The 21459-nt window shown below is 70.6% G+C and carries 13 protein-coding genes and 3 pseudogenes; 7 read left to right on the top strand and 9 right to left on the bottom strand.

Annotation, left to right across the window (positions count from 1 at the left end):
* Nucleotides 1-367 precede the first annotated feature (367 nt).
* Nucleotides 368-2053 (top strand): annotated as a pseudogene (locus tag ACWC21_RS39935) (putative PEP-binding protein); the annotation flags it as partial.
* A 255-nt stretch (nucleotides 2054-2308) separates the two neighbouring features.
* Here the strand turns inward: ACWC21_RS39935 and ACWC21_RS39940 are convergent.
* Nucleotides 2309-3184 carry a universal stress protein gene (locus ACWC21_RS39940; protein ID WP_450889550.1) on the bottom strand — a complete coding sequence of 292 codons (876 nt, stop codon included), beginning with the start codon at nucleotides 3182-3184 and terminating at the stop codon, nucleotides 2309-2311.
* 26 nt (nucleotides 3185-3210) lie between these two features.
* Entirely contained in the window at nucleotides 3211-4140 is a 930-nt protein-coding gene (locus ACWC21_RS39945) for a universal stress protein (RefSeq protein WP_450889552.1), read from the bottom strand.
* 344 nt (nucleotides 4141-4484) lie between these two features.
* On the opposite strand from ACWC21_RS39945, the gene ACWC21_RS39950 reads away from it, so the two are divergent.
* From ACWC21_RS39950 to ACWC21_RS39965, 4 genes are read left to right on the top strand one after another with little or no spacing between them, the layout of a single operon-like run.
* A complete protein-coding gene (locus ACWC21_RS39950) occupies nucleotides 4485-4943 on the top strand; it encodes a CBS domain-containing protein (protein WP_450889554.1) in 459 nt (152 codons plus the stop codon).
* Nucleotides 4933-7803, top strand: a complete 2871-nt coding sequence (locus ACWC21_RS39955; protein WP_450889556.1) for a cation-translocating P-type ATPase — start codon at nucleotides 4933-4935, stop codon at nucleotides 7801-7803. The genes ACWC21_RS39950 and ACWC21_RS39955 overlap by 11 nt, the downstream gene beginning before the upstream one ends.
* Nucleotides 7803-8462, top strand: a complete 660-nt coding sequence (locus ACWC21_RS39960; protein ID WP_450889572.1) for a potassium channel family protein — start codon at nucleotides 7803-7805, stop codon at nucleotides 8460-8462. Before ACWC21_RS39955 ends, ACWC21_RS39960 begins: the two co-directional genes overlap by 1 nt.
* Nucleotides 8459-9115 (top strand): potassium channel family protein, encoded by a 657-nt coding sequence (locus ACWC21_RS39965; RefSeq protein ID WP_450889558.1) that lies wholly within the window; start codon nucleotides 8459-8461, stop codon nucleotides 9113-9115. Before ACWC21_RS39960 ends, ACWC21_RS39965 begins: the two co-directional genes overlap by 4 nt.
* 457 nt (nucleotides 9116-9572) lie before the next feature.
* On the opposite strand, the gene ACWC21_RS39970 is transcribed toward ACWC21_RS39965, so the two are convergent.
* The 3 genes from ACWC21_RS39970 to ACWC21_RS39980 all read right to left on the bottom strand — a co-directional run bounded on the left by ACWC21_RS39970 (nucleotide 9573) and on the right by ACWC21_RS39980 (nucleotide 14910).
* Nucleotides 9573-11489 (bottom strand): glycosyl hydrolase family 95 catalytic domain-containing protein, encoded by a 1917-nt coding sequence (locus ACWC21_RS39970; protein ID WP_450889574.1) that lies wholly within the window; start codon nucleotides 11487-11489, stop codon nucleotides 9573-9575.
* A complete protein-coding gene (locus ACWC21_RS39975) occupies nucleotides 11425-12462 on the bottom strand; it encodes a glycoside hydrolase N-terminal domain-containing protein (RefSeq protein WP_450889560.1) in 1038 nt (345 codons plus the stop codon). The genes ACWC21_RS39970 and ACWC21_RS39975 overlap by 65 nt, the downstream gene beginning before the upstream one ends.
* Nucleotides 12463-12561: 99 nt before the next feature.
* Nucleotides 12562-14910, bottom strand: a complete 2349-nt coding sequence (locus ACWC21_RS39980) for an alpha-L-fucosidase (RefSeq protein ID WP_450889562.1) — start codon at nucleotides 14908-14910, stop codon at nucleotides 12562-12564.
* Between the two features lie 455 nt (nucleotides 14911-15365).
* Between ACWC21_RS39980 and ACWC21_RS39985 the strand changes: the two genes are divergently transcribed.
* Together ACWC21_RS39985 and ACWC21_RS39990 are read left to right on the top strand one after the other, a co-directional pair.
* Nucleotides 15366-16802: an RICIN domain-containing protein gene (locus tag ACWC21_RS39985; RefSeq protein ID WP_450889564.1), complete on the top strand. Its 1437-nt coding sequence runs from the start codon at nucleotides 15366-15368 to the stop codon at nucleotides 16800-16802.
* A 437-nt stretch (nucleotides 16803-17239) separates the two neighbouring features.
* On the top strand, nucleotides 17240-17518 hold the full coding sequence (locus tag ACWC21_RS39990; RefSeq protein ID WP_450889566.1) for a hypothetical protein: 279 nt from the start codon (nucleotides 17240-17242) through the stop codon (nucleotides 17516-17518).
* A 202-nt stretch (nucleotides 17519-17720) separates the two neighbouring features.
* Here the strand turns inward: ACWC21_RS39990 and ACWC21_RS39995 are convergent, their stop codons facing one another.
* From ACWC21_RS39995 to ACWC21_RS40010, 4 genes and pseudogenes are all read right to left on the bottom strand, one after another.
* On the bottom strand, nucleotides 17721-19865 hold the full coding sequence (locus ACWC21_RS39995; protein ID WP_450889568.1) for a beta-galactosidase: 2145 nt from the start codon (nucleotides 19863-19865) through the stop codon (nucleotides 17721-17723).
* A gap of 65 nt (nucleotides 19866-19930) precedes the next feature.
* A pseudogene (locus ACWC21_RS40000) lies at nucleotides 19931-20047 on the bottom strand (carbohydrate ABC transporter permease); the annotation flags it as partial.
* Between the two features lie 16 nt (nucleotides 20048-20063).
* Nucleotides 20064-21197: a LacI family DNA-binding transcriptional regulator gene (locus ACWC21_RS40005; protein WP_450889570.1), complete on the bottom strand. Its 1134-nt coding sequence runs from the start codon at nucleotides 21195-21197 to the stop codon at nucleotides 20064-20066.
* A gap of 177 nt (nucleotides 21198-21374) precedes the next feature.
* Nucleotides 21375-21459: pseudogene (locus ACWC21_RS40010) on the bottom strand (GntR family transcriptional regulator); the annotation flags it as partial.

Below are 21459 nucleotides of genomic sequence, written 5' to 3' on the forward strand. Positions count from 1 at the left end.
CCTTCGATGCACGTACCGCCCGGTGGTCCCCCGCGGCATGCCGCTGTGGCAGGGGTGCGCGAGCTGGGTCGAGTCCGCCTTGGCCGAGACTCCGCGGCCGCGGCAGAAGCGGTTGCGGCCGCCCCGGCCGGTCGCCCCCTTCGGTCTCGACGCCGGGCACGCCCTCAGGGCTTCGGGGCCGGTCGGCCCACCCCACGGTACCCAGGGCACCTGTCCCGGCGTCCCGCTCCGTTCGAGGCTGGAAGCGTGCTGGAACCTCGGAGCGGAGGAGCGGCGTCATGGTCCGCCATGTGTACGACTTCAAGGACGGCGGCCGAGACCTGGCCGGTCTGCTCGGCGGCAAGGGGGCGAACCTCGCCGAGATGCCCGGGTGGGCAAGCGCACCGCCGAGGCCGCGTTCGCCATCGCCGCCGAGCTGACCGGAGAGGGACTGATCACCGCCGACGAGGCCCTGGCCCGGGTGAGCGGTGACGGGCTGGCGCGGCTGATGTTCCCCCGTTTCGACACCGCCGCCACCGGCGACCCGCTCGCCCACGGTGTACCGGCCTCGCCGGGTGCCGCGGTGGGCGTCGCCGTGTTCGACTCCGCGGAGGCCGTACGGCGTGCCGCCGCCGGCGAGCCGGTGGTGCTCGTTCGGGAGGAGACGACGCCCGACGATCTGCCCGGCATGGTCGCCGCGCAGGCGGTACTGACCGGGCGGGGCGGCAAGACCAGCCACGCGGCGGTGGTGGCCCGCGGGATGGGCAAGGTCTGTGTGTGCGGCGCGCAGGACATCACCGTCAGCACCGAGGCACGCCGCTTCACCACCCGGGACGGCATCGTCGTCGACGACGGCACCCTCCTCTCGGTGGACGGATCCGCGGGTGCCGTGTACCTCGGAGCCGTTCCCTTGATCGCCTCGGCGACCATGCGCTACCTGGAGACCGGTGAGCAGGCGGACAGCGTGGTCTCCGCAGTCGCCCGAGCCCTCGAACACGCCGACGGCCTACGGCGGTTGGAGGTGCGGGCCAATGCCGACACCCCCGAGGACGCAGCGCGTGCCCGGCGGTTCGGGGCTCAGGGCATCGGGCTGTGCCGCATCGAGCACATGTTCCTCGGCGAGCGGCGCAAGCTGGTCGAGGAGATGATCCTGGCCGGTAACGACACCGCGCGCGAGCGGGCGCTGGCAACGCTGCTCCCCCTCCAGCGGCGGGACTTCGTGGGCATTCTCAAGGCCATGGACGGCCTGCCGGTCACCATCCGGCTGCTGGACCCGCCGCTGCACGAGTTCCTGCCCGACCGCACCGACCTCGCCGTGCGCATCGCCGCGGCCGAGGCCGCGGGCCGAGAGCCGGACGGGCACGACATCGAGCTGCTCGACGCCGTGAACCGGATGCACGAGGAGAACCCCATGCTCGGCCTGCGCGGGGTACGGCTCGGGCTGGTGGTGCCGGGACTGGTCGCGATGCAGGTGCGGGCGATCGCCGAGGCGGTCGTGGGACGCACCCGCGCGGGGGGCCGACCGCAGGCGGAGATCATGGTGCCGCTCGTCGGCGCCGTCGAGGAACTGCGGCTCACCCGTGCGGAGGTGGCTCGGCTGCTCGCCGAGGTGGGCGAGGAGACCGGCATCCCCGTCCACTGCCCCGTCGGCACGATGATCGAGCTGCCCCGGGCGGCGCTCACGGCCGGCCGGATCGCCGAGGAGGCGGAGTTCTTCTCCTTCGGCACCAACGACCTCACCCAGACCACCTGGGGCTTCTCCCGCGACGATGTCGAGGCCGCGTTCTTCTCGGCCTACCTCGACAAGGGCGTCTTCAGCGCGTCGCCGTTCGAGACGCTCGACCGTGAGGGAGTGGGCCGACTGGTTCGCATCGCCGTCGAGGAGGGCCGTGCCATCCGGCCCGGTCTGCAGACCGGCGTCTGCGGCGAGCACGGCGGCGACCCGGAGTCGATCCACTTCTTCCACACCGTCGGTCTGGACTACGTCTCCTGCTCGCCGTTCCGGGTCCCGGTGGCCCGGCTGGAGGCCGGCCGGGCGGCGCTGGACCGCGTGGAGCCGAGCGACACCAGATGAGAGGGGTTTCCGGGCCTACGTCGAGCCCGGCCGGCACCGGAGCGCAGGCGCGCTCATGCACGACGGTGAGCACCATGCATGACGGTGAGCACAAGCGCGGTGTCGCTCCGTCCGCATCCCGTCCGGCGTCCACTCCGGCGTCCACGGAGGCCCGCTGCTCCTGATCCCGCAAGAGCATCGGGGCCGTGCGCGAGGAGCTGTGCGCCGTGGTCGGCCACGGCACGGTGCGGCAAGCACCCTTCGCGGGGCCTGACCTCAGGCCGGCTCGGGTACGACGGCCACCGCGCAGGCGGCGTGGTGGAGAACGCCGTGAGCGACGCGGCCGAGCTGGAGACCGAAGTGGCCGGGGCGGCGCCGGGCGCCGACGACGAGCAGGTCCGCCTCGTAGGAGGCGGCCAGCAGAGCGTCGCGGGGGCGGCCCTCGACCGTACGCCGTTCCACCGGCAGGCCGGCCGGCACGTCCCGCAGCGCCTCCTCCAGCAGTTCCGCGGCCTGCTGCTCCCGCGAGTGGGCCGGTTCTCCCACGATCAGCGGATGGCCGGTGGTCGTGTGCGCGGGTCGGCGCCAGGCCCGGACGGCCTCCAGCGGGACCCCGCGCAGCAGTGCCTCCTCGGCTGCGAACCGTACGGCGGCCGACGCCGTCGGCTTCTCGCCCACACCCAGGAGGATGCGGCCACGCGCCCCTGAACGGGCCTGGTTGTCGTGGCTGCCGCGCAGCACCACGACCGGGCAGTGCGCGTGCCCGGCGACCGTGACACCGACGGAGCCGAGGAGCGCCTCGGTCACACCGCTGCGGCCACGGCAGCCCAGAACCACCGCGAGGGACGTGCGGCTCTCCCGTACGAGCGCGTACTCCGGTTCCTCGGGCGGGGCGTCGGTGGTGACCTTCACACCCGGCTGGCGGCGGTGAGCACGCCGCTCGGCCGTCCCGACGATGTCCTCCGCCTTCACCTCCTCCGACGGCTTGCCGAGGTCGTGGGCCAGGGAGGTGCCTTCGTAGCGCTCCCAGAGCGAGGCGTACACCAGCCGGAGGGACGCCCCGTGCAGGACTGCCTCGTCGGCAGCCCAGTCGACAGCCCTCAGGCTGGGCTCGGATCCGTCGACACCGACGACGATCGGAAGTTCCGTCACGGTTCTCCTCCTGCGCTGGGTGGCGTTCAGCCGTGCGCGACGACGGCGACGGGGGCGGCGACGTGATGCAGTACGGCGTGGGTGACGTGGCCGATGTGGGCACCGAGCGGGCTGGTGCGGACGCGTCGGCCGACGACGACCAGGGAGGCGTCGCGGGAGGCGTTGACGAGGACCTGCGCGGCGCTGCCGCACCGGCTGGCCTCGACGACCTCGACGTCCGGGAACTTCTGACGCCAGGTCCGCAGCACCTTGGTCAGCAAGGTGGCGTGCCCGCGCTCGAGCTGGTCGTAGAGTTCGGCGTCACCGTAGAAGCGGTAGAAGGATGTGGGCGGCTCGGGCCAGACGTGCACGACCCGTAGGGCGGCGTTCCGGCGCGCGGCGGCGTCGAAGGCGAACTCCAGCAGCGTCTCGTCGATGTCAGCGGTGTCGAGACCGAGGACGACGGGCCGGAAAGGCGCGGCCGCGGACGGCACCCCGGCGGGATCCATCAGGTGCTCGTCAGCGGCCTGCTCCCCCGCCCGCACCAGCACCACCGGCCGTTCGGCACGGGCGACGACGGCCAGGCCGACCGAGCCGACCAGGAAACCGCCGATCCGGCCAAGGCCCCGCGAGCCCAGAACCAGCAGCTCCGCGGAAGCCGCCGCCTCGCACAGCACCTCGGCCGGGCTCCCGGTGAGCTGCTCGCCGAACACATCGATACCGGGGTGGCGCAGGCGGATGCCCTCCTCGGACTCGCGCGGAATCCTCCCCCACTCCTCGGCCGTGGGTACCCCCGTCCCACTTCGCCCGTTCCAGTGCCGCTGCGTCTCGGAAGCGAGCAGTGACGCGGGCACCGGCTCCCAGACGTGGACGATCTTCAGGGGCAGACCGCGCATCAGTGCTTCGCGTGCGGCCCATTCCGCTGCGGCCCGGCTCTCGGGCGAGTCGTCGAGGCCTACGGCGACGGTGCGTGACATGGTCTCCGCCTCCCGGGGTGAGGGTTCCGTTTCCAGCATGGTGCTGCGGTGGTCCCGGGTCTCGGGGCCACACGTCCTCACTGGGGACCGACCGGCCCCGGGACGACGGTGGTGACGTCCTTCTCCGGCGTTCGGCCTGGACGGTCAGCACCCCGTCGGCGACGGGGACGACCGTGATCACACCGAGGATGCCCGGAGCACCGAGTGTCCTTTCCGTCCCGTTGTCCGTCCGGTGAGGCCGAGCGGGCCCAGCGGTCCGGGCCCAAGGACCATTGGCCCCTGGAAGCCCGGCCGCGCCCGGAGATTCCATGAGGGGGATGAAACACCCGCCATGGAGTAGCCGCATGAAGGTGTCCGAGGTGATGACCGCTCCGCCGGTGGCCGTCGCTCCACGGGCCGCCCTGGTGGAGGCGGCCCGGTGGATGGCCGAGTCCGCCGTCGGATCGGTCCTCGTGGTCGAGGACGGAGCGCTGCGCGGCATCGTCACCGACCGCGATCTCGCCGTACGCGGCATGGGCGGCGGCCTGGACCCGCACACGCGGGTGGAGGCGGTCATGTCGGCACCCGTGGTCGTGCTCGACGCCGACGACGGCCTCGAGGTGGCCTACCGGACGTTCCGCCGCACCGGGGTGCGGCGGCTTCCTGTGCTGGACGGGGGCCGGGTCGTGGGTGTGCTGACGATCGACGACCTGTTCCTCGACGTCTTCCGGCAGCTGGCCGATCTGTTGGGACCGGTCGCCTGGAGTGTGCTGCACGAGCCGCCCGGGCCGCCGTCGGCAGCCGGAGTGCCGGATGAGCCCTGAACCGGCCTGGAGGGGAGCGGCCCCGCGCAGCGCTCACGGGACGGCGGCGGTGCGTGACGGCGGCCCGCGGGCGGACGGCCCGGCCTCGGCGACCGGGCCGCCCCGGGACCGGCCCGGCGCCGCGTCCATCCCCTCCCTGCCGGTCCCTGAGGTCTTCGCCGCCCTTGACGCATGCCCGCGCGGTCTCCCACGGGCCGAGGCCGTCGCGCGGCAGGCCCGCTACGGCCCCAACCAACTGCCCCGCGTGGGCCGGACGCGTGTATGGCGTCGGCTGGTCGCGCAGTTCACCGACCTCTTCGCCGTGGTGCTTCTCGTCGCCTCGGCGATCACTTTCCTCGCGTACGCGCTGGAACGGCCGCGGGATCCGGCGACGCTTCAGCTGGCCGTGGCGATCCTCGGCGTGGTCCTCCTGAACGCGGGCATCGGTTTCGCGCAGGAGTACTCCGCCGAGCGCACCTCGGAGTCCCTGCTGGCGATGGTGCCGCACACCTGCCGGGTGCTGCGGGACGGGGAACAGCGGGAGCTGCCCGCGCGGGATCTGGTGCCGGGCGATGTGGTGGTGCTGGAGGCCGGCGACGCGGTGTCGGCCGACTGCCGCCTGGTCGAGGCGCAGGAAGTCTCCGTCAACAACGCGGCGCTCACCGGCGAGAGCGACGCCGTCGCCCGGGTCGCCGGACCCGTGCCGGTGGGGCCGCCGCTGGAGGCGCGGAACTGCGTGTTCATGGGCACCGATGTCGTGGCGGGCGCGGGCCGGGCCGTCGTGTTCGCCACCGGGGCGACCACCGAGTTCGGGCGGATCTTCCGGCTCACCGCCGGGGCTCCCCGGCAGCAGACCCCCCTGCAGCGCCAGGTCGCGGCCATGGCCCGCCGGGTGGCGGGCGTCGCGCTGGCGACCGGGGCCGCCCTGTTCGCGGTGCGGGTGCCCGACGGTCAGCCGTTCGTCGACACGTTCGTCTTCGCGCTCGGGGTGATGGTCGCCCTCGTGCCGGAGGGCCTGCCGGCGACGCTCTCGGTCTCGCTGGCGATCGGCGTGCGCCGGATGGCTCGTCGACACGCCCTCGTCAAGCAGCTGCTGGCGGTGGAGGCCCTGGGGTCGACCAGCGTGGTGTGCACGGACAAGACGGGCACGCTCACGCAGGCCGAGATGACCGTCGTCCAGTTGTGGGCGGACGGCGTGTCGCACACCGTGTCGGGCGTGGGGTACGCGCCGGTCGGCGAGGTCGCCGACCGGCGCCCGGTGCGGGAGTTGCTGCGGGCCGCGGCTCTGTGCAGCAACGCGCGGCTGGTGCCGCCGACCGGGCGGGACGGCTGGCGGGTGCTCGGGGACACCACCGAGGGGGCCCTGCTGGTGGCCGCCGCGAAGGCCGGACTCGATCCGGGGCGGGAGGAGGCCCGTGCCCCGCGGGTGGCTGAGCATCCCTTCGACTCCGCACGCAAGCTGATGAGCACCGTGCACCACGACCCGGACGGCACGTACGTGGCATACGTCAAGGGCGCGCCGCTGGAGCTGCTCGCCCGCTGCGACTCCGTCGACCGGGACGGTGCGCGGAAACCGCTGACGGACGCCTGCCGAAGCGAGATCGCCGCCGCCGTGGACGGAATGGCGGAGCAGGGGCTGCGGGTGCTCGCGGTCGCCCGGCGGCAGGTCGTCGGTCCGCGCCCGCCGCTCGACGACGTCGAGTCGCAGCTGACCCTGCTGGGACTCGCCGGGATGTACGACCCGCCGCGGCCGGAGGTGCGGGACGCGGTGGACGCGTGCCGTCGGGCCGGTATCCGGATCATCATGGTCACCGGCGACCACCCCCTGACCGCGGAGGCCGTCGCCCGCCGCGTCGGCATCGTGCGCGGGCCGGCCCCTGCCGTGGTGACGGGTGCGCGGCTGGACGCGCTGGACGACGCCGGCCTGGACGCCGTGCTGGCGGGCTCGACCGAGCTGCTGCTGTGCCGGGTCGGTCCCGAGCACAAGATGCGGGTGGTCACGGCCTTGCAGCGGCGCGGCGAGGTCGTGGCGGTCACCGGGGACGGTGCCAACGACGCCCCCGCCCTCAAGCACGCGGACATCGGCGTCGCCATGGGTGCCTCCGGCACCGACGTCGCCCGTGAGGCCGCCGTGATGGTCCTGCTGGACGACTCCTTCGCCTCCATCACCACGGCGGTCGGACTGGGCCGTTCCGTCTACCGCAACATCCGCAAGTTCCTGATCTACCTGTTCAGCCACAACATCGCCGAACTCGTCCCGATCCTCGCGGCGACCTTCGCCGGATTCCCCCTGGTGCCGATCACGGCCGTGCAGATCCTCGCCATCGACCTCGGCTCGGACGTGCTGCCCGCGCTGGCGCTCGGTGCGGAGCCCATGGAGCCCGACGTCATGGACAGCCCACCGCGACCGCGCCGGGAACGGCTGTTCTCGGCGGGTGTCATGGGCCGCATCCTCTTCCTCGGCGGCATCCAGGCCCTCGGCGTGTGTGCCGTCTTCTTCTGGCACATCCATGCCTCCGGCATCCCGTACGCGGACTTCACCAAGACCGACCCCGTCTACCGGGAGGCGATCACCATGGTCCAGGCCGGCATCGTCGTCAGCCAGTTCTTCAACGCGCTCGCCGTGCGTACCGACCGGCAGAGCGTCTTCCGGGCCGGTCTGCTGAGCAACCCCTGGCTGCTGGCCGCCGGCTGCTTCGGTATCGCGCTGATGGCCGCCATCAGCTACGCGGCGCCGCTCCAGGCGGTTTTCGACACCGCGCCGCTGACCGCAGCCAACTGGGCGGTCCTGGCCGCGTTCGGCGTGCTGTTGCTGGCCGCCGAGGAAGCCCGTAAATGGGTGCTGCGGCACCGGAGGGGGTCCCCGGAGGGAGGGACATGATGAGAGTGGTGATCGTGGGCTGCGGCCAGGTCGGTTCCACCCTCGCGGCGCAGCTCGTGACCGAAGGCCATGACGTACGTGTCGTCGATCGGCACCCCAAGGCGCGCAGGCTGCTGCCGCCGAACTTCCCCGGCGCCTTCCACGTGGGCAACGGTTTCAGCCGCTCCGTACTGGAGGCGGCCGGAGTCGTCCACGCGGACGCGTTCGTCGCGGTCGCGTCGGGAGACAACAGCAACATCGTGAGCGCCCGCACAGCCAAGGACAGCTATCGGGTCCCCGTCGTCCTCGCCCGTGTCCACGACCCCGGCCGCGCCGACATCTACCGGGACCTGGGCATCGCGACGATCTCCAGCGTCCGCTGGACCGTCAGCCGCATCCACCAGATGCTGCTGCACCGCCATCTCACCCCGGAACTCTCCTTCGGCAACGGAGAGACCCTCCTGCTCCGCTCCCGGCTCCCGGCATACGTCACCGGACGGTCGCTGACCGAGTTCGAGGTCGACGGAGAGATACGCGTCGTGGAGATCAGCCGGTCCGGACGCTCGCTGCTGCCTGCCCATGGTGTCCTCGCCGAACCCGGCGACCTGGTCACCTTCGCCGTCGCGGCGACCGCGCTGGGTCGGCTGCGCGGCTTCCTCGACAAGGAGCTGGGAACGTGAAGGTCCTGATCGCGGGCGCGGGCCGCCTCGGCACCCAGATCGCCCAGGTGCTCGCCGCCGCCCGCAACGACGTCACCCTCATCGAGCACGACGAGGACCGCTTCGCCGAACTCGAAGGCATGCCGTCCGTGCATCTGGTGGCCGGGGACGCCGGCGAGTCCGGGCTCCTGGCGCGGGCGGGTGCGCCGGCCTGCGACCTCGTCGTCGCCGCCACCGGCCGGGACGAGGACAACCTCGTCATCAGCCTGCTCGCGAAGCGCCGGTTCGGCGTGGGACGTGTGGCCGCGCGCGTCAACGACTCGGAGAACGCCTGGCTCTTCGACCGACGGTGGGGCGTGGATGTGGCGGTGCCCGCCGCCACCCCGTTGATCTCCCTCATCGAGGAAGCCACCGGTGCTACGGACACGGTCGCGCTGCTGCGGCTGAGCAAGGCCGGCGTCGAGGTCATCGAGACGGCGATCACCGACGAGTCCCGGGCCGCAGGACACGCCCTGGGCGAGATCACACTGCCCGCCGGCACCGTGATCGCCACCGTCGTACGCGACGGACGGCCCACCGTCCCCGGCCCCGAGGTACGCCTCCTGCCGGGCGACGAACTCCTGCTCGTCTCCCACGCGGCCACCGAGCAGGAGATCCACGCGGCCTTCCAGTGACGACGCCGGTTTCCGTGCGGCCGAGCTCTCCCAGAGTCCTCACCGCTGCTGCCGGGCGTCCCGCGAGAACGTCGTCCTCCTTCAGCGGCCACGGGGTGCGCTCGGTCTCGTGCGCGTTGGCACACCGGTCCCTCACACGCCTGCCAGTGAGCTCCTGCCGGTAAGGGTGTCGCGGCGGACATCGTCGATACCGTTTCAAAAAGCGGCGCTCCAGAGTGCCGGAATCTGCTTCATCGACCACGAACGCCTGCCTGTGTTGGTGCCTGCTCTGGCTAGGGCCGGACGGTCGTTGAGGTGCGTCCGGCGAGGGTGGCAGAAGGAAGGCATGCCCAGGTCGATGGTCTGCCGTGCGCGGGCTCGCTCGGCATTGAGCAGGGCGCTTTTGTCCTGGCGGGCACCGGCTGTGAGGCCCACACTGCTGCGTGCTGCGTGCTGCTGTGGGCTACGGCACGGCGGCTCACAGGGCGACGATCTGCCATTCCTGGTTGCTGCCGGTGTTGGGCGGCCACTGGATGAGCGGGGTGCCGTCGGCGGTGTAGCCGTTCTGGGCGTCCACGCACATCCCGCTCTTGACGTTGACGATGCGGTGGTAACCGTTCGCGGCGGGGACCAGCTTCGACCACTGGTGTGCTCCGGTGTTGTCCGTCGACTGGTCGAGCGTCTGGCCCTGCGTGGTCGACCCACCGGGGCATTCGAGGAGCTTGCCGCTCTTGACGCACGCCGGGCGGAAGGATCCGTCGTGGTTGGGCAGGAACTGCCATTGCTGGTTGGTGCCGGTGTTCCACGTCCATATGATGGCGGGTGCGCTGTCGGCGGTGGAGCCGTCCTTGATGTCGAGCACCGTCCCGCTTCTGCGGTTCACCAGGCGGAACGTGCCCGTCAGCAGACCGATGGTGATGGTCGTCCTGGTGCCGGCGGTGAGGGAGACGACGCGTGCGTGGCTGCCGAGGGAGGAGGAGGTGACCGTCGCCGAGGTGGTCACCGACGTGATGCCGCGTCGACAGACGAGGGTGACGTCCTGGGTGATGTCCGAGGTCAGGACGACGGTGGCGGTGTGGGCCGTGGTGTCCCAGGCGAGGCTCTCGACGCGGATGCGGTTACGGCCCCGAACACCCTTGATGGTGCCATTGGGGAGTTGATCGGGGAGGGCGGGGAGGACTTCGAGGATGCCGGGCCGGCTGTAGATCAGGGACTCGGTGAGCATCGCGGGCAGGGCGTTGGCCGCGTCGGCGTTGTAGATCGTGAGATTGGGGTTGTGCGATGTCATCAGCGACTTGAAGACCATGTTGTTGCCGAGAATCTTGCGGAGGTTCGCGTAGACGCCGGGGCCGTCCTTGAGGCGGGCGCGGGCGAGGGTCCGGTGGATGGCGCCGTGGGCCGCCTGCGTCTCGTCGCCCCGTAGGTCCGGAGCTTTGCGGGCGCGCAGGACGAGGTCGGGCTTGTCCTCCGGGTTGATCTCGTGGAGGGGCCAGACGCCGTACATGTGCTGGGCGTGGTTGTTGTTGTAGTGGTCGGTGAGGCTGGGCCAAGCCCACTCGGCCGGTGCCCCGTCGCTGTTGACGCGGTAGTCGGGCAGCTTGGCCAGCAGGTCGGTCCAGCGTGCCACGCCTTGGCCGCTGCCCTGTTCGACACCGAGGGTGTTGGCGGCATCGATGGCAGCCTGGAGGGCGTGCCGGCCGGCGGCGATCTCCCCGGTTGAGTTGATCGACAGGTACGCGTTGCTGTTGCCGGGGTGGTTCTCCACGGAGAAGCAGGGCACGAAGACGACTTTGCCGCTGGAGTCGGTGCGGGTGAGGAAGTCCTCGTAGAACAGCGCCAGTTCCATCAGGGCGGGGGCCGGCTTGGTGCGGTAGAAGGTGCTGTCACCGGTGACCTGGTAGTACTCCAGCAGCGGGTAGAGCAGCCAGTCCGCGCCGCCGATCCAGGCCTGCCCGGGGAAGCTGCCGTCGAAGTGGAGCATGTGGCCGTTCTCGCCGTCGGTACGGATGGGGGCGAGGAAGCCGCGGTTGCCGTAGATGTTCTGGGCGTTGGTACGCCAGTCGGCGAGCTGGCCGAGGACGAGGTCGAAGCAGCCCTGCATGGCGTCGGTGAGGTCGAGGATGTTGCCGCCCGCGACCTGGAAGTTGACGTTGGCGTCGGTGGTGAGGTCATCCGCCCAGGAGCCGTTCCAGGTGCCGGTCCAGATGCCGGTCAGGCGCGGTGGCAGGACGCCGCTGGAACTGACGAAGAAGTACCTTCCGGAGTCGTACATCCGCTCCAGGAGCGCGATGTCGATGAGGGAGGTGTTGCTGTTCTGCCGCGCGATGAGCTCACTGGTGGACAGCTGCCGGTCGGTGGTGGAGACGTTCAGGTCGATGCTTGAGCGGTCGTACATCGCCTGGTGCAGGGGAGCGTGACGGGCGAGCAGGGTGGCATAGTCGGCGGTCAGGCCGGCCAGGGCGGTCTGCAAGGGCTGAGTGTTCCAGTCGGTGGCATTCTCGTACCGGCCGAGCTTGGTGAGCAGCAGCACCTTGGTGGCCCTTGGCGACCACGAGGGTCTGCCCGCTGACGGTGACGGAGGAGCCGCTGCCGGTGGCGACGATGCGGGTGACGCCTTCGTAGCCGTAGGCGCCGCCCGTGGGATAGGTGCCGCGCAGGCCGAGGTAGCCGTCGCCGTTGCTGACCGACGCGGTGGTGGAAAAGGTGACGCTGGTCGGGACGCCGTCGCGTGCGGTGTTGACGCTCAGGGTGGTGTCGCCGGTACGGCCGGTGGCGGGCAGCAGCTCGTGGACGATGACCTGGTCGGCGCGGGAGACGAACGCGTGGCGCTTCCACGTGCCGTACTGCTCGGTCCAGGTGTGGGTGACCTCGCCGGTGCGGAAGTCGGTGACGCGGGCGAAGTCGTTGACGGTGGTCATGCCCGGGGTGCTCAGCCGTAGTTCGTATCCGGGGTGGTAGGTCTGCGTCCAGCGCAGGCTCCAGCCGGACGCGAAGGTCGTCTGCGCTCCGGAGTAGTCACCGGCCAGCGCTTTGTCTCGCACGGACGCCAGCCGGTCGGCGATCACCAGGGGCGACATGGTGCGGGTGCCGTTGGGCAGGACGAACCGGTGGTGATTGAAGATGACCTTCTCCAGCGTCGGCGCACCGTGGTAGACGGCTCCGCATTCACCGTTGCCGGTCATGAACCCGTCGGTCCACGCCGACGCGGTGGTGGTGTCGTAGATGCCTCGGTCGGGGAGCGTGACCTGGGAAGGCACGGCGGCGAATGCCCGGTTGGCGCAGAGGCCGGGCAGCGCCAGGGCTCCGGCGGTCACGGCAGCTGAGGTCAGGAAATGTCTGCGGTCGAGCCGCACGTCGTGGAGTCCCATGGCGCTGATCCTTTGTGGGTCGAGGGAGGGACGGAAGCGATGGAGGTGGTGCTGACCGTGGTGCCGGGCCGCACGCCGGCCCGGCACCACGGTCAGCGTTCACAGTGCGACAAGTTGCCAGTCCTGGTTGAGGCCGTCGTTCATGGGCCACTGGATCACGTACGCGCTGTCGGCGGTCGAGCCGTCCTTGACGTCGGCGCACCATCCCGTGTGGACGTTGACGAGCCGGTAGTAGCCGCTGGCCTTGGAGGGGACCAGCGTCCACCACTGGTTGTCGGTCGAGGCGTCCGTTGCCTGGTCGAGGAGGGCGCCCTGGGCGGAGCCGCTGGGGCTCTCCAGGGCCTTGCCGCTCTTGACGCAGATCAGCCGGTAGGAGCCGTCGGTGTTCGGCACCAGCCGCCACTGCTGGTTGGTACTGCTGGTGCCGCCCCAGGGGTACTGGATGATGTTGGCGCCGTCGAGGGTCGAGGCGTCCTTGACGTCCAGCACCTTGCCGCTGTTGCGGTTGACCAACTTGAAGGTGCCAAGGTCCGCGGCGAAGGGCCGGTCGTAGACCTCCAGATTGCGGATCGAGGCCCACACTCCGGAGGGCAGACCGGTGACCGTGACCCGGACGTACCGCGCCTGCGCCTGGAAGACGGCGGCCTGGACCTGGCTGGTGCTTGTCGTTGCCGTGTTGTCGACGAGGGTGGTCCAGGTGGTGTTGTCCGTGGAGCCCTCGATCTTGTACCGGTAGTTGGTGTTGTCCAGCTCCCAGGCGATGCGGGTGCCGGTGAGGGAGCGTGTCGAGCCGAGGTCGACCTTCAGCCAGTGGCCGGTGTTGCCGTTGTTCGCGCACCAGCGAGTGGAGGTGGACCCGTCGACGGCCTTGGCGGCGGTGTTGCCCTTGGAGCTCTCCTCGCTGTCGGCGGTGGCGGTCTTACCGGCGGCGATGTCGGCCGGCTGCACGGACCGGTCGAGCGTGACGCCGACGACGCTGTCCTGGGGGTGGGTGGTGCGGTCGATGCCGGTGATGGCGACCCGGCCGTCACCGCCGACGGTGTAGGACAGGTTGGTGCCGGAGCGCACGTCGAAGACGCGGGTGACCTGGGCGTCACCGATCGACGGGGTGGTGAAGGAGGTGCCGCTGTAGCCGGGAAGCAGGTGGACGTAGAAGGTGTTGTCCTTGTACGTGAAGCCATACTGCCCGTCGACCGGGTTCCACGGGCCGCCACGGGTGCCGTAGACGGACTGGCCGCAGGCGGTCATGTAGGTGCCGATCTGGCGCAGCAGGCTCGCCTGGCCGGAGGAGACGGTGCCGTGCCGGTCGGGGCCGATGTTGACCATCGCGGTGATGTTCCGCACCCAGCAGTTGACCAGGATGTTCATGGCGGTGCCGTAGCTCATCACCTTGCCGTCGGAGTTGTAGCCCCAGGAGCTGCCGACGGTGAAGACCTTCTCGACGAGATTGCCGGTGCGGATCGCCCCGGTGGGTACCGAGGGACCCTCGTCGTTGATGTAGTCGCCCATCCAGCCGGAGCGCAGGTTGGCGACGATGTCGGGCTGGTGCTTGCGGACCATGCCCATCAGCCCCAGCGGCTTGCCGCTGGCGTCGGTCTCGCCGTACGTGGTGTCCACCGGCCACTGGTTCGCGGTGTCCCGGTACTGGCCCGGCTCCCAGAAGAAGGCCGCGTCGGCGTCACTGCCCTTCTCCGCCAGCCAGCCGCCGTCCCACCACAGGTCGTCGATGACGCCGTACTGAGTGACCAGCTCCTTGATGGATTCGTACACCTCGGTCTTCATGATCCGCGCGTTCTCCTTGTGCGCGGGGTCGGTGGTGTAGTTCCAGGGGTTGGGCGCGCAGTTGGTGCCGTACACGTCGTAGTAGCCGGGGTAGCGCCAGTTGATCGGCGAGTAGTACAGGCCCACCTTCAGTCCGGCCGCCCGCACCGCCGCGACGTAGTCCTTGACGAAGTCGCGGCTGAGCGGTGCCTGACCGGAGTTCCAGCTGCCCGGGTGGTTCAGCGGCCACAGCGCGAAGCCGTCGTGGTGGCGCGTCGTCAGCGTCACGTACTTCGCCCCGAAGTCCTTGGCCAGCTGGGCCCAGGCCGTCGGGTCGTAGGCGTCCGCCGTGAACTGCTCACTCGTGGCGTCGGTGACGTACTTCTTGTAGTTCTCCGGTGTCACGGGGGCGTTGTGCATGTACCACTCGCCCTTGGCCGGGCCCGAGTAGACACCCCAGTGGATGAACATGCCCAGCTTGGCGTCCTGCAGCCACTGGATCTTGGAGTCGGGCTGCTGTTCCAGGCCCATGTCGGTCTTGGGAATGCGCAGGGGCGGGAGCGGCAGGGGGTCGGTGACCGTTGCGGCGTACGCGGGTGTTGTCAGCGCGAGGGAGCCGACCGCGGCGCCCACCGTCATGGCCGCCATGCCGGCGATCACCGATCTGCGTGAGATGGATTCCGGCAACGTGGTTCCTCCTGTTTGATCGTCGGAAAGGCGCCCGGGGCGACGGCCTTGGGGCAGACGGCAACGCGGCTCGACCGGAGGATCCGGGGAGCCATGAGAGTCCCGCTCTCCGTCTGACGTCGCCCGAAGACATTGGATGGATTAACGAACATGCATAGAGCTCCTGTCCAGACTTGTGCCGCAAGTTTTCTGATCAGCGCATGAGAGATTCCTGGGGTGCCTCGGCGATCAAGCTAGACATGGGATGTATACGAAAGGACGGTTCCGGCATGGAGCCCAAGGTCGGATTCGCCCGAAGCGTTGACGAGGCTCCTGCCGGGCCCTAGCGTGCTCCAGCAGAAACACACACCTTCTGACATTTATCCAAGTCTCCGGGTGGAAGAGCCGCCACCCGAGAAGAGCCGAACCCGGCGCCGGCTTCTGCCCCCTCGCCGGCTGTCGACGAAGGAATCCCCATGCTCCGTCGTGTCTGCTTGCTGTTGTCGGCCGTACTCGTCTGCGTGTCCGGACTGCTGGCCACCGGCACGCCTGCGCAGGCCGCTTCTGTGACCGTGACCAACGCGACCCAGTTCACCGACACCACCGGCGCCGTGGTCCACGCCCACGGCGGCGGCGTGATCAAGGTCGGCTCGTACTACTACTGGTTCGGCGAGAACCGCAACGCCGACAACTCCTTCAAGTACGTCTCGGTCTACCGCTCGACGGACCTGAAGACCTGGGAGTTCCGTAACAACGTCCTCACGCAGAGCAGCGCCGCCGAGCTCGCCTCCGCCAACATCGAGCGGCCGAAGGTCGTCTACAACAGCACCACCGGCAAGTACGTCATGTGGATGCACAAGGAACTGGCGACCGACTACACCCAGGCCCGCGTCGCCGTCGCCGTGTCGGACACGGTCGACGGCAACTACACCTACCTGGGCAGCTTCCGGCCGCTCGGCATCACCTCGCGGGACATGACCCTGTACAAGGACACCGACGGCACGGCCTACCTGGTCTCCTCCGCCAACGAGAACGCCGACCTCGACATCTTCAAGCTCACCGCCGACTACACCGGGGTCGACAGCCTGGTCGCCAACCCGTGGCCCGGCACCTACCGCGAGGCGCCGGCGCTGTTCAAGCGGGGCGGTGTCTACTTCATGCTCACCTCGGGCAACAGCGGCTGGAAGCCCAACCAGCAGCGGTACGCCACTGCCACCAGCCTGGCCGGCCCGTGGACCGCGATGACCGACGTCGGCAACGACACGGCCTACGGCTCCCAGACGGCCTTCGTCCTCCCCGTTCAGGGCACCGCCGGCACCTCCTACCTGTACATGGGTGACCGCTGGGGCAACTCCATGGGCGGCACGGTCGAGGACTCCCAGTACGTCTGGCTGCCGCTGACCTTCCCCACCAACACCACCATGGACCTGCCGTGGTACCCGCAGATCGCCGTCGACACGGCAGCCGGAACCGTCACCGGCGTGGGCGGCGGCCCGTACTACAACCTCGTAGCCCGGCACAGCGGCAGGTGCGTCGACGTCTCCGACAACTCCGCCGCCGACAGCGCTGTCATCCTGCAGTACGACTGCAACGGCGGCCTCAACCAGCAGTGGAGGCTCACCGACGTCGGCGGCGGCTACGTCCAGATCGTCGCCGAACACAGCGGCAAGTGCCTGGACGTCTCGAACGCCTCCACCGCGGACGGCGCCTACGTCAACCAGTACAAGTGCACCACCGGCACCAACCAGCAGTGGCTCTTCCAGGATCAGGGCAACGGCTACTACCACCTCGTCGCCCGGCACAGCGGCAAATGCCTGGACGTGAAGGACGCGTCCGCGGCCAACGGCGCCCGCCTCATCCAGTGGCCCTGCGGCACCGGCACCAACCAGCAGTTCCAGCAGCGCACCGCCTGACCGCCGGGGCGTCCTGGTCAGGGCCATGATTCACCCACGTCCGTCGCTCGCGCCGTCCAGGCGGCCGCCGTGTTGGTGGCGGCGTACGCCGGAGGGCGGAGCGCACCCGCCGAGGAGCAGGGCGGCCACGGCCACCTGGGGGACACCCGAGCTGCAGGCAGTGCCAACTGTGGACCGGGAGTTCGCGCGGAACAGGTCTTCGCCAAAGCGGACACCACAGGCCGGGGTGGTCAGGTCGCGGACAAGGTGTGATCCGGTCAGGGTGGCATCCGTCCCGCGCGCCCGTTGCACGCGGGATGGACCAATAGCCGCCCGTCCGGGCCCTGGTGCCGGAGAAACGGGGCCGATGCATGGCGCTCGTCTCCTCTGATGTGCCCGATCCGCCGACCGGACGACGAAGCCCGGCGGCCAGGACGTCGTCGGTCGGTGCTGTCCAGATGGTGGAGGACCTCGGCCGGCGCAGCGGTGTCACACAGGCCGCCACCGTCCTGGCCGCCACCACGGACCTCACCGTCGGGATCGGCATCCTGCCCGCAGGTATCCGCAATGCGGGCTTCGCCGCGATGGAACTGGCCACCCTCGCCCAGCTCATCGTGGGCATCGGCCACGGCATGCCCGGCCGACTGCCCCTCGGCGCTGCCCGACTTCGGACAACGGTGGACTTATCGAACGACGCCACCAGCCGCCCGCCGGGCAACCGGGCCGACTTCGGGTAGACCGCGCGGTTTCCTCGCCCCTTCAGGCACGCATCACCGCCGAGCTGGTAGAGGAACCCGCCGGTCGGGTTGTACGCCTGCGCGCCGGACGCGGGGACGGCCAGCAGCGCGGCCGCCGTGGCCGAAGGTTCCCAGCGCCCTTCCCGGGGTTCTTCTCCGCATGACTCCTCCTTCGAAGAGCACGTCGGAAACGGACGCCTGCTCAGGCGTCCGGGGTGGTGCCGCCGTACTCGGTGACGAGGACACGGACATCCCACGGGCCCAGGTCCACGTCCGCACCGGCCGGTACGTCATCGCCGTTCAGGACGTCGGACAGGCTGACAGGGGACGGGACCCGCCTGGGCTCCCAGCTCCAGTTGTGGACGACATGGACGTGACGCCCGTCCGGCGAGGTCCCGGTCGTGACGGTCACGGACTCGGGCAGGTCCCGCCAACCGCTGCGCGGGTCCGGCGCCGTCCAGGCGGCCAGCGCCCGGGCGAGAGCACGGCCGGGGACCGTTCCCACGCAGGTGACACGGCCGGCACCGTGGATACGGGTGGTGACCGCGGGCCAGCGCCCGAAGTGCGGGTGCTCGTAGGAGGCCAGCGCCTCGGCATCGACGGGCGTGAGTCCTTCGGCCCAGTGCGTCGCGGTCGCGTCGGCGGGAACCTCGAACGCGCCGCCGGGCACACCGCGGACCGGTACGGTCCCCACCAGGTTGCTGAACTCGTCGTAGTGCACCCCCGCGGCCTCGGCCAGACGCCCGGGGGCCGTTTCGTGCCGGGCGCGCGCCTCGTGGTCGGCGTATCCGGTGCGGGGTCCGAGGACGAGGTGGCCGCCGGCGTGGGCGTAGGAGGTGAGCCAGTCGAGGGCGGCGTCGGTGGCGATGTACAGCGCCGGCACGACCAGCACCGGGTGGCGACGCGCCGCCTCCTGGGGTGAGCCCTGGACCAGCTGCCCGACGTGCACGATCCGCACCTGCCGGCCGGACTCGAAGGCACCCCGGTAGAAGGGGTCGAAGACACGGTGGTAGGCCGCGGGGTCGGGTTCACCGTTCGGCTTGGCCAGCGGCGGGTACTTCTGCATCAGCCACTTGCTCGGCATCGAGTAGACCATCGTGAGGTCGGCGTCCGGCTCGATCCCCGCGACGAGGGGGCCGGCCTTGGCGAACTCGGCGCCCAGACGCGCGATTTCGGCGTAGGTGCGGCCGGGCTTCCCGCTGTGCGGCAGGACGCCGCCCCAGTAGGTCTCGGCGCCGAAGCGCAGGGTCTGCCACTGCCAGTACTCGATCATCCGGGCGCCCCGGGCCACGTGCGCCCACGCCGTCTGGCGCCACTGGCCGTCGTAGCCGGGCCGGTTGTCCCAGCAGTAGCCGATGGAATGCGCATTGGTCTCGGTGACCAGGAAGGGCTCCTGGCGGGAGGAGAACATCCAGTCCGCGGTCTGGTACATCGACCAGACTCCGGTCGTCTTCCAGCCCTGCTCGTGCTCGTCCGGGGTGGGGTCGGGCAGCAGGAGGCCGTCCTGCATGTCGTAGTACGGGTTGCCGGAAGCGATGTCGAGCCGTGCGGCCAGTTCGGCGTCCGCCACGCCCTGCCGTGTGTAGGAGATGCAGGTGGTGACGAACTGCCCGTCGCGGGCGTACTCGCGCACGATGTCCGCCTGCCAGCCGATGAACTCGGTGACCTGCCGGGCCTGGAACTCCCGCCAGGCGACGTCGTATTGCGGCTGTTCGTTGCCGTCCGGGGTCCACAGGTCGGACCAGTCGGACAGCCGGTGCGACCAGTAGACCAGGCCCCACTCGCGGTTGAGCGTCTCGACGTCGCCGTACTTGTCGCGCAGGTGGTCGACGAAGCGCTGGAAGACACCGCGGTTGTGGAAGAGATGCAGGCCTGGCTCGTTGTCGACCTGCCAGCCGATGACCGCCGGATGGCCGGCGTACCGGGCGACGATCTTCCGGATGATCCGCTCGGCGTGGAAGCGGAAGGCCGGGTGGGTGAAGTCCACCTCCTGCCGTGCGCCCCAGCCGATACGCTCGCCCGTCCGCCGCTCCCCCGTGATCTCCGGGTACTGGCGGGCCAGCCACGGCGGCACCGCGTAGGTGGGTGTGCCGAGGACGACGGAGATGCCGCGCTCGTGGGCGCCGTCCAGGACCGGTTGGAGCCAGTCGAGGTCGAAGCGGCCGTTCTCGGGCTCCCAGGTGGACCAGACCGACTCGCCGACCCGGATCACGGTGAAGTGCGCTTCGGCCATCAGGTCCAGGTCGGTCTTCAGCTGTTCGCCGGGCCGCAGTCCGGGGTCGTAGGCGGGCGTGTACTCGTGGTAGTACGCGGCGCCGAAGAGGACGTGAGCGGGCAGAACCGCCATGGGGGAACCTCCGGGGAGTCGATGGGGTGGGTCCGGGTGTCGGCGCTGTGGTCGGCGGGGGGGCACTGCTTGACGCCGCCGGCGGCCAGACCGCTTAGCCAGTACCGCTGCAGGAGCAGGAAGGCGACGACGAGCGGAATGACGGAGATGAGGGACCCGGTCACGACGAGGCGGACCTCGTCAACACCCCGTGGGCCATCAGTCGTGAGCGGATGCGCCTCCGCCCAGGGGCGGGACGGATCTGCCCTCACTCGGGGAAGGAGCGACGGACCGGCCGTGGTCCGGGGTCTTCCGGGACGGCGGGGGTGCGGTCGAGGCGCGGATCACCAGGTCGACCGGTGGTTCAGTGGCCGGCAAGGGGGGCGCGTCGGGGTTCTCGATGGAGTGCACGAGGCGTTTGAGCCCCTCCTGCGCCACGGTGTCGAAGGGCTGACGCATCGTGGTGAGCGGAGGGGTGACGTAGGCGGCGACGGGGTTGTCGTCGAAGCCCACGACGCTGACGTCCTCGGGCACGCGCCGGCCGGCTTCCGCCAGCGCGCGGATGAGCCCGATCGCCATGTCGTCGTTGGCGGCGAACACCGCGGTCAGGTCGCCGTCGGCGGCCAGTTCACGGCCCGCGGCGTATCCGGCCGAGGCAGACCAGTCGCCCTCGGCCACGGGCGGTATCCGCCTGCCGTGCGCGGCGAGCGTCGACCGCCAGCCCTCCAGCCGGTCCCGGGCGGCGTACCAGCGCTGCGGGCCGGCGAGGTGGTGGACGGTCTCGTGCCCCAGTTCCAGCAGGTGCTCGGTCGCCGCGCGCGCCATCAGATCGGCGCCGACGCCGGCGGCGAGCGTTCTCGGCGTGGACAGGGCCGGCGCCCCGAGGACGAGGACCGGTACGTCACCGCGGGTGGAGAAGTCCTCGCCGTGTCCGTCGTCGATCGGTTCGGAGATGACGATGCCGTCCACGCCCTGATCGAGCAGCGAGTCGACGGCCCCCGCGACGCCCGTCGGGTCGCCTTCCACGGTGTTGACCACGCGGAGGGCGTAGCCGGTGTCCCGTACGGCGCGCTCGACCCCCATGATCAGGGAGGCGGGGCCGTACAGGGCGGTTCCCAGCGTCACCACACCGATGGAGCGGGTGCGTCCGGAGGCCAGTGCGCGGGCCGCGTTGTTCAGCCGGTAGCCGAGTTCCTCACCGGCCTCCAGCACCCGGCGGCGCACCTCCGCGGAGACGTACGGCTCGTCGTTGTAGACCCGGGACACCGTCTTCTGGGACACGCCCGCCAGCCGGGCCACATCCACGCTGCGCGGTGGGCCGGAACTGCCGCCCCGTCCTGCGCCTCGACTCATGGTGACTCCGGATGCTCGCGACCGATGGTGGTACCGGCTCGTATGACTGCGCTGACATGTCTACGCAGTCAGAGCGCGGCCGTCAAGGGTCTCAGGGAATCGGGGACTCCGCGACCGGCCTTCGAGGGGCCGTGCCGCCTTGCCGTACGGCCCTTTCGGCACCTGCCGGCAGGGCGGTCAGCCGAACAGGCGTCGCTGGATCTCCCGCCGGTAGTCCTCCAGCGTCCGGTCGAGGTGTACGGCCGTGGCCTCCGCGGCCTCG

Source organism: Streptomyces sp. NPDC001348, assembly GCF_053597535.1.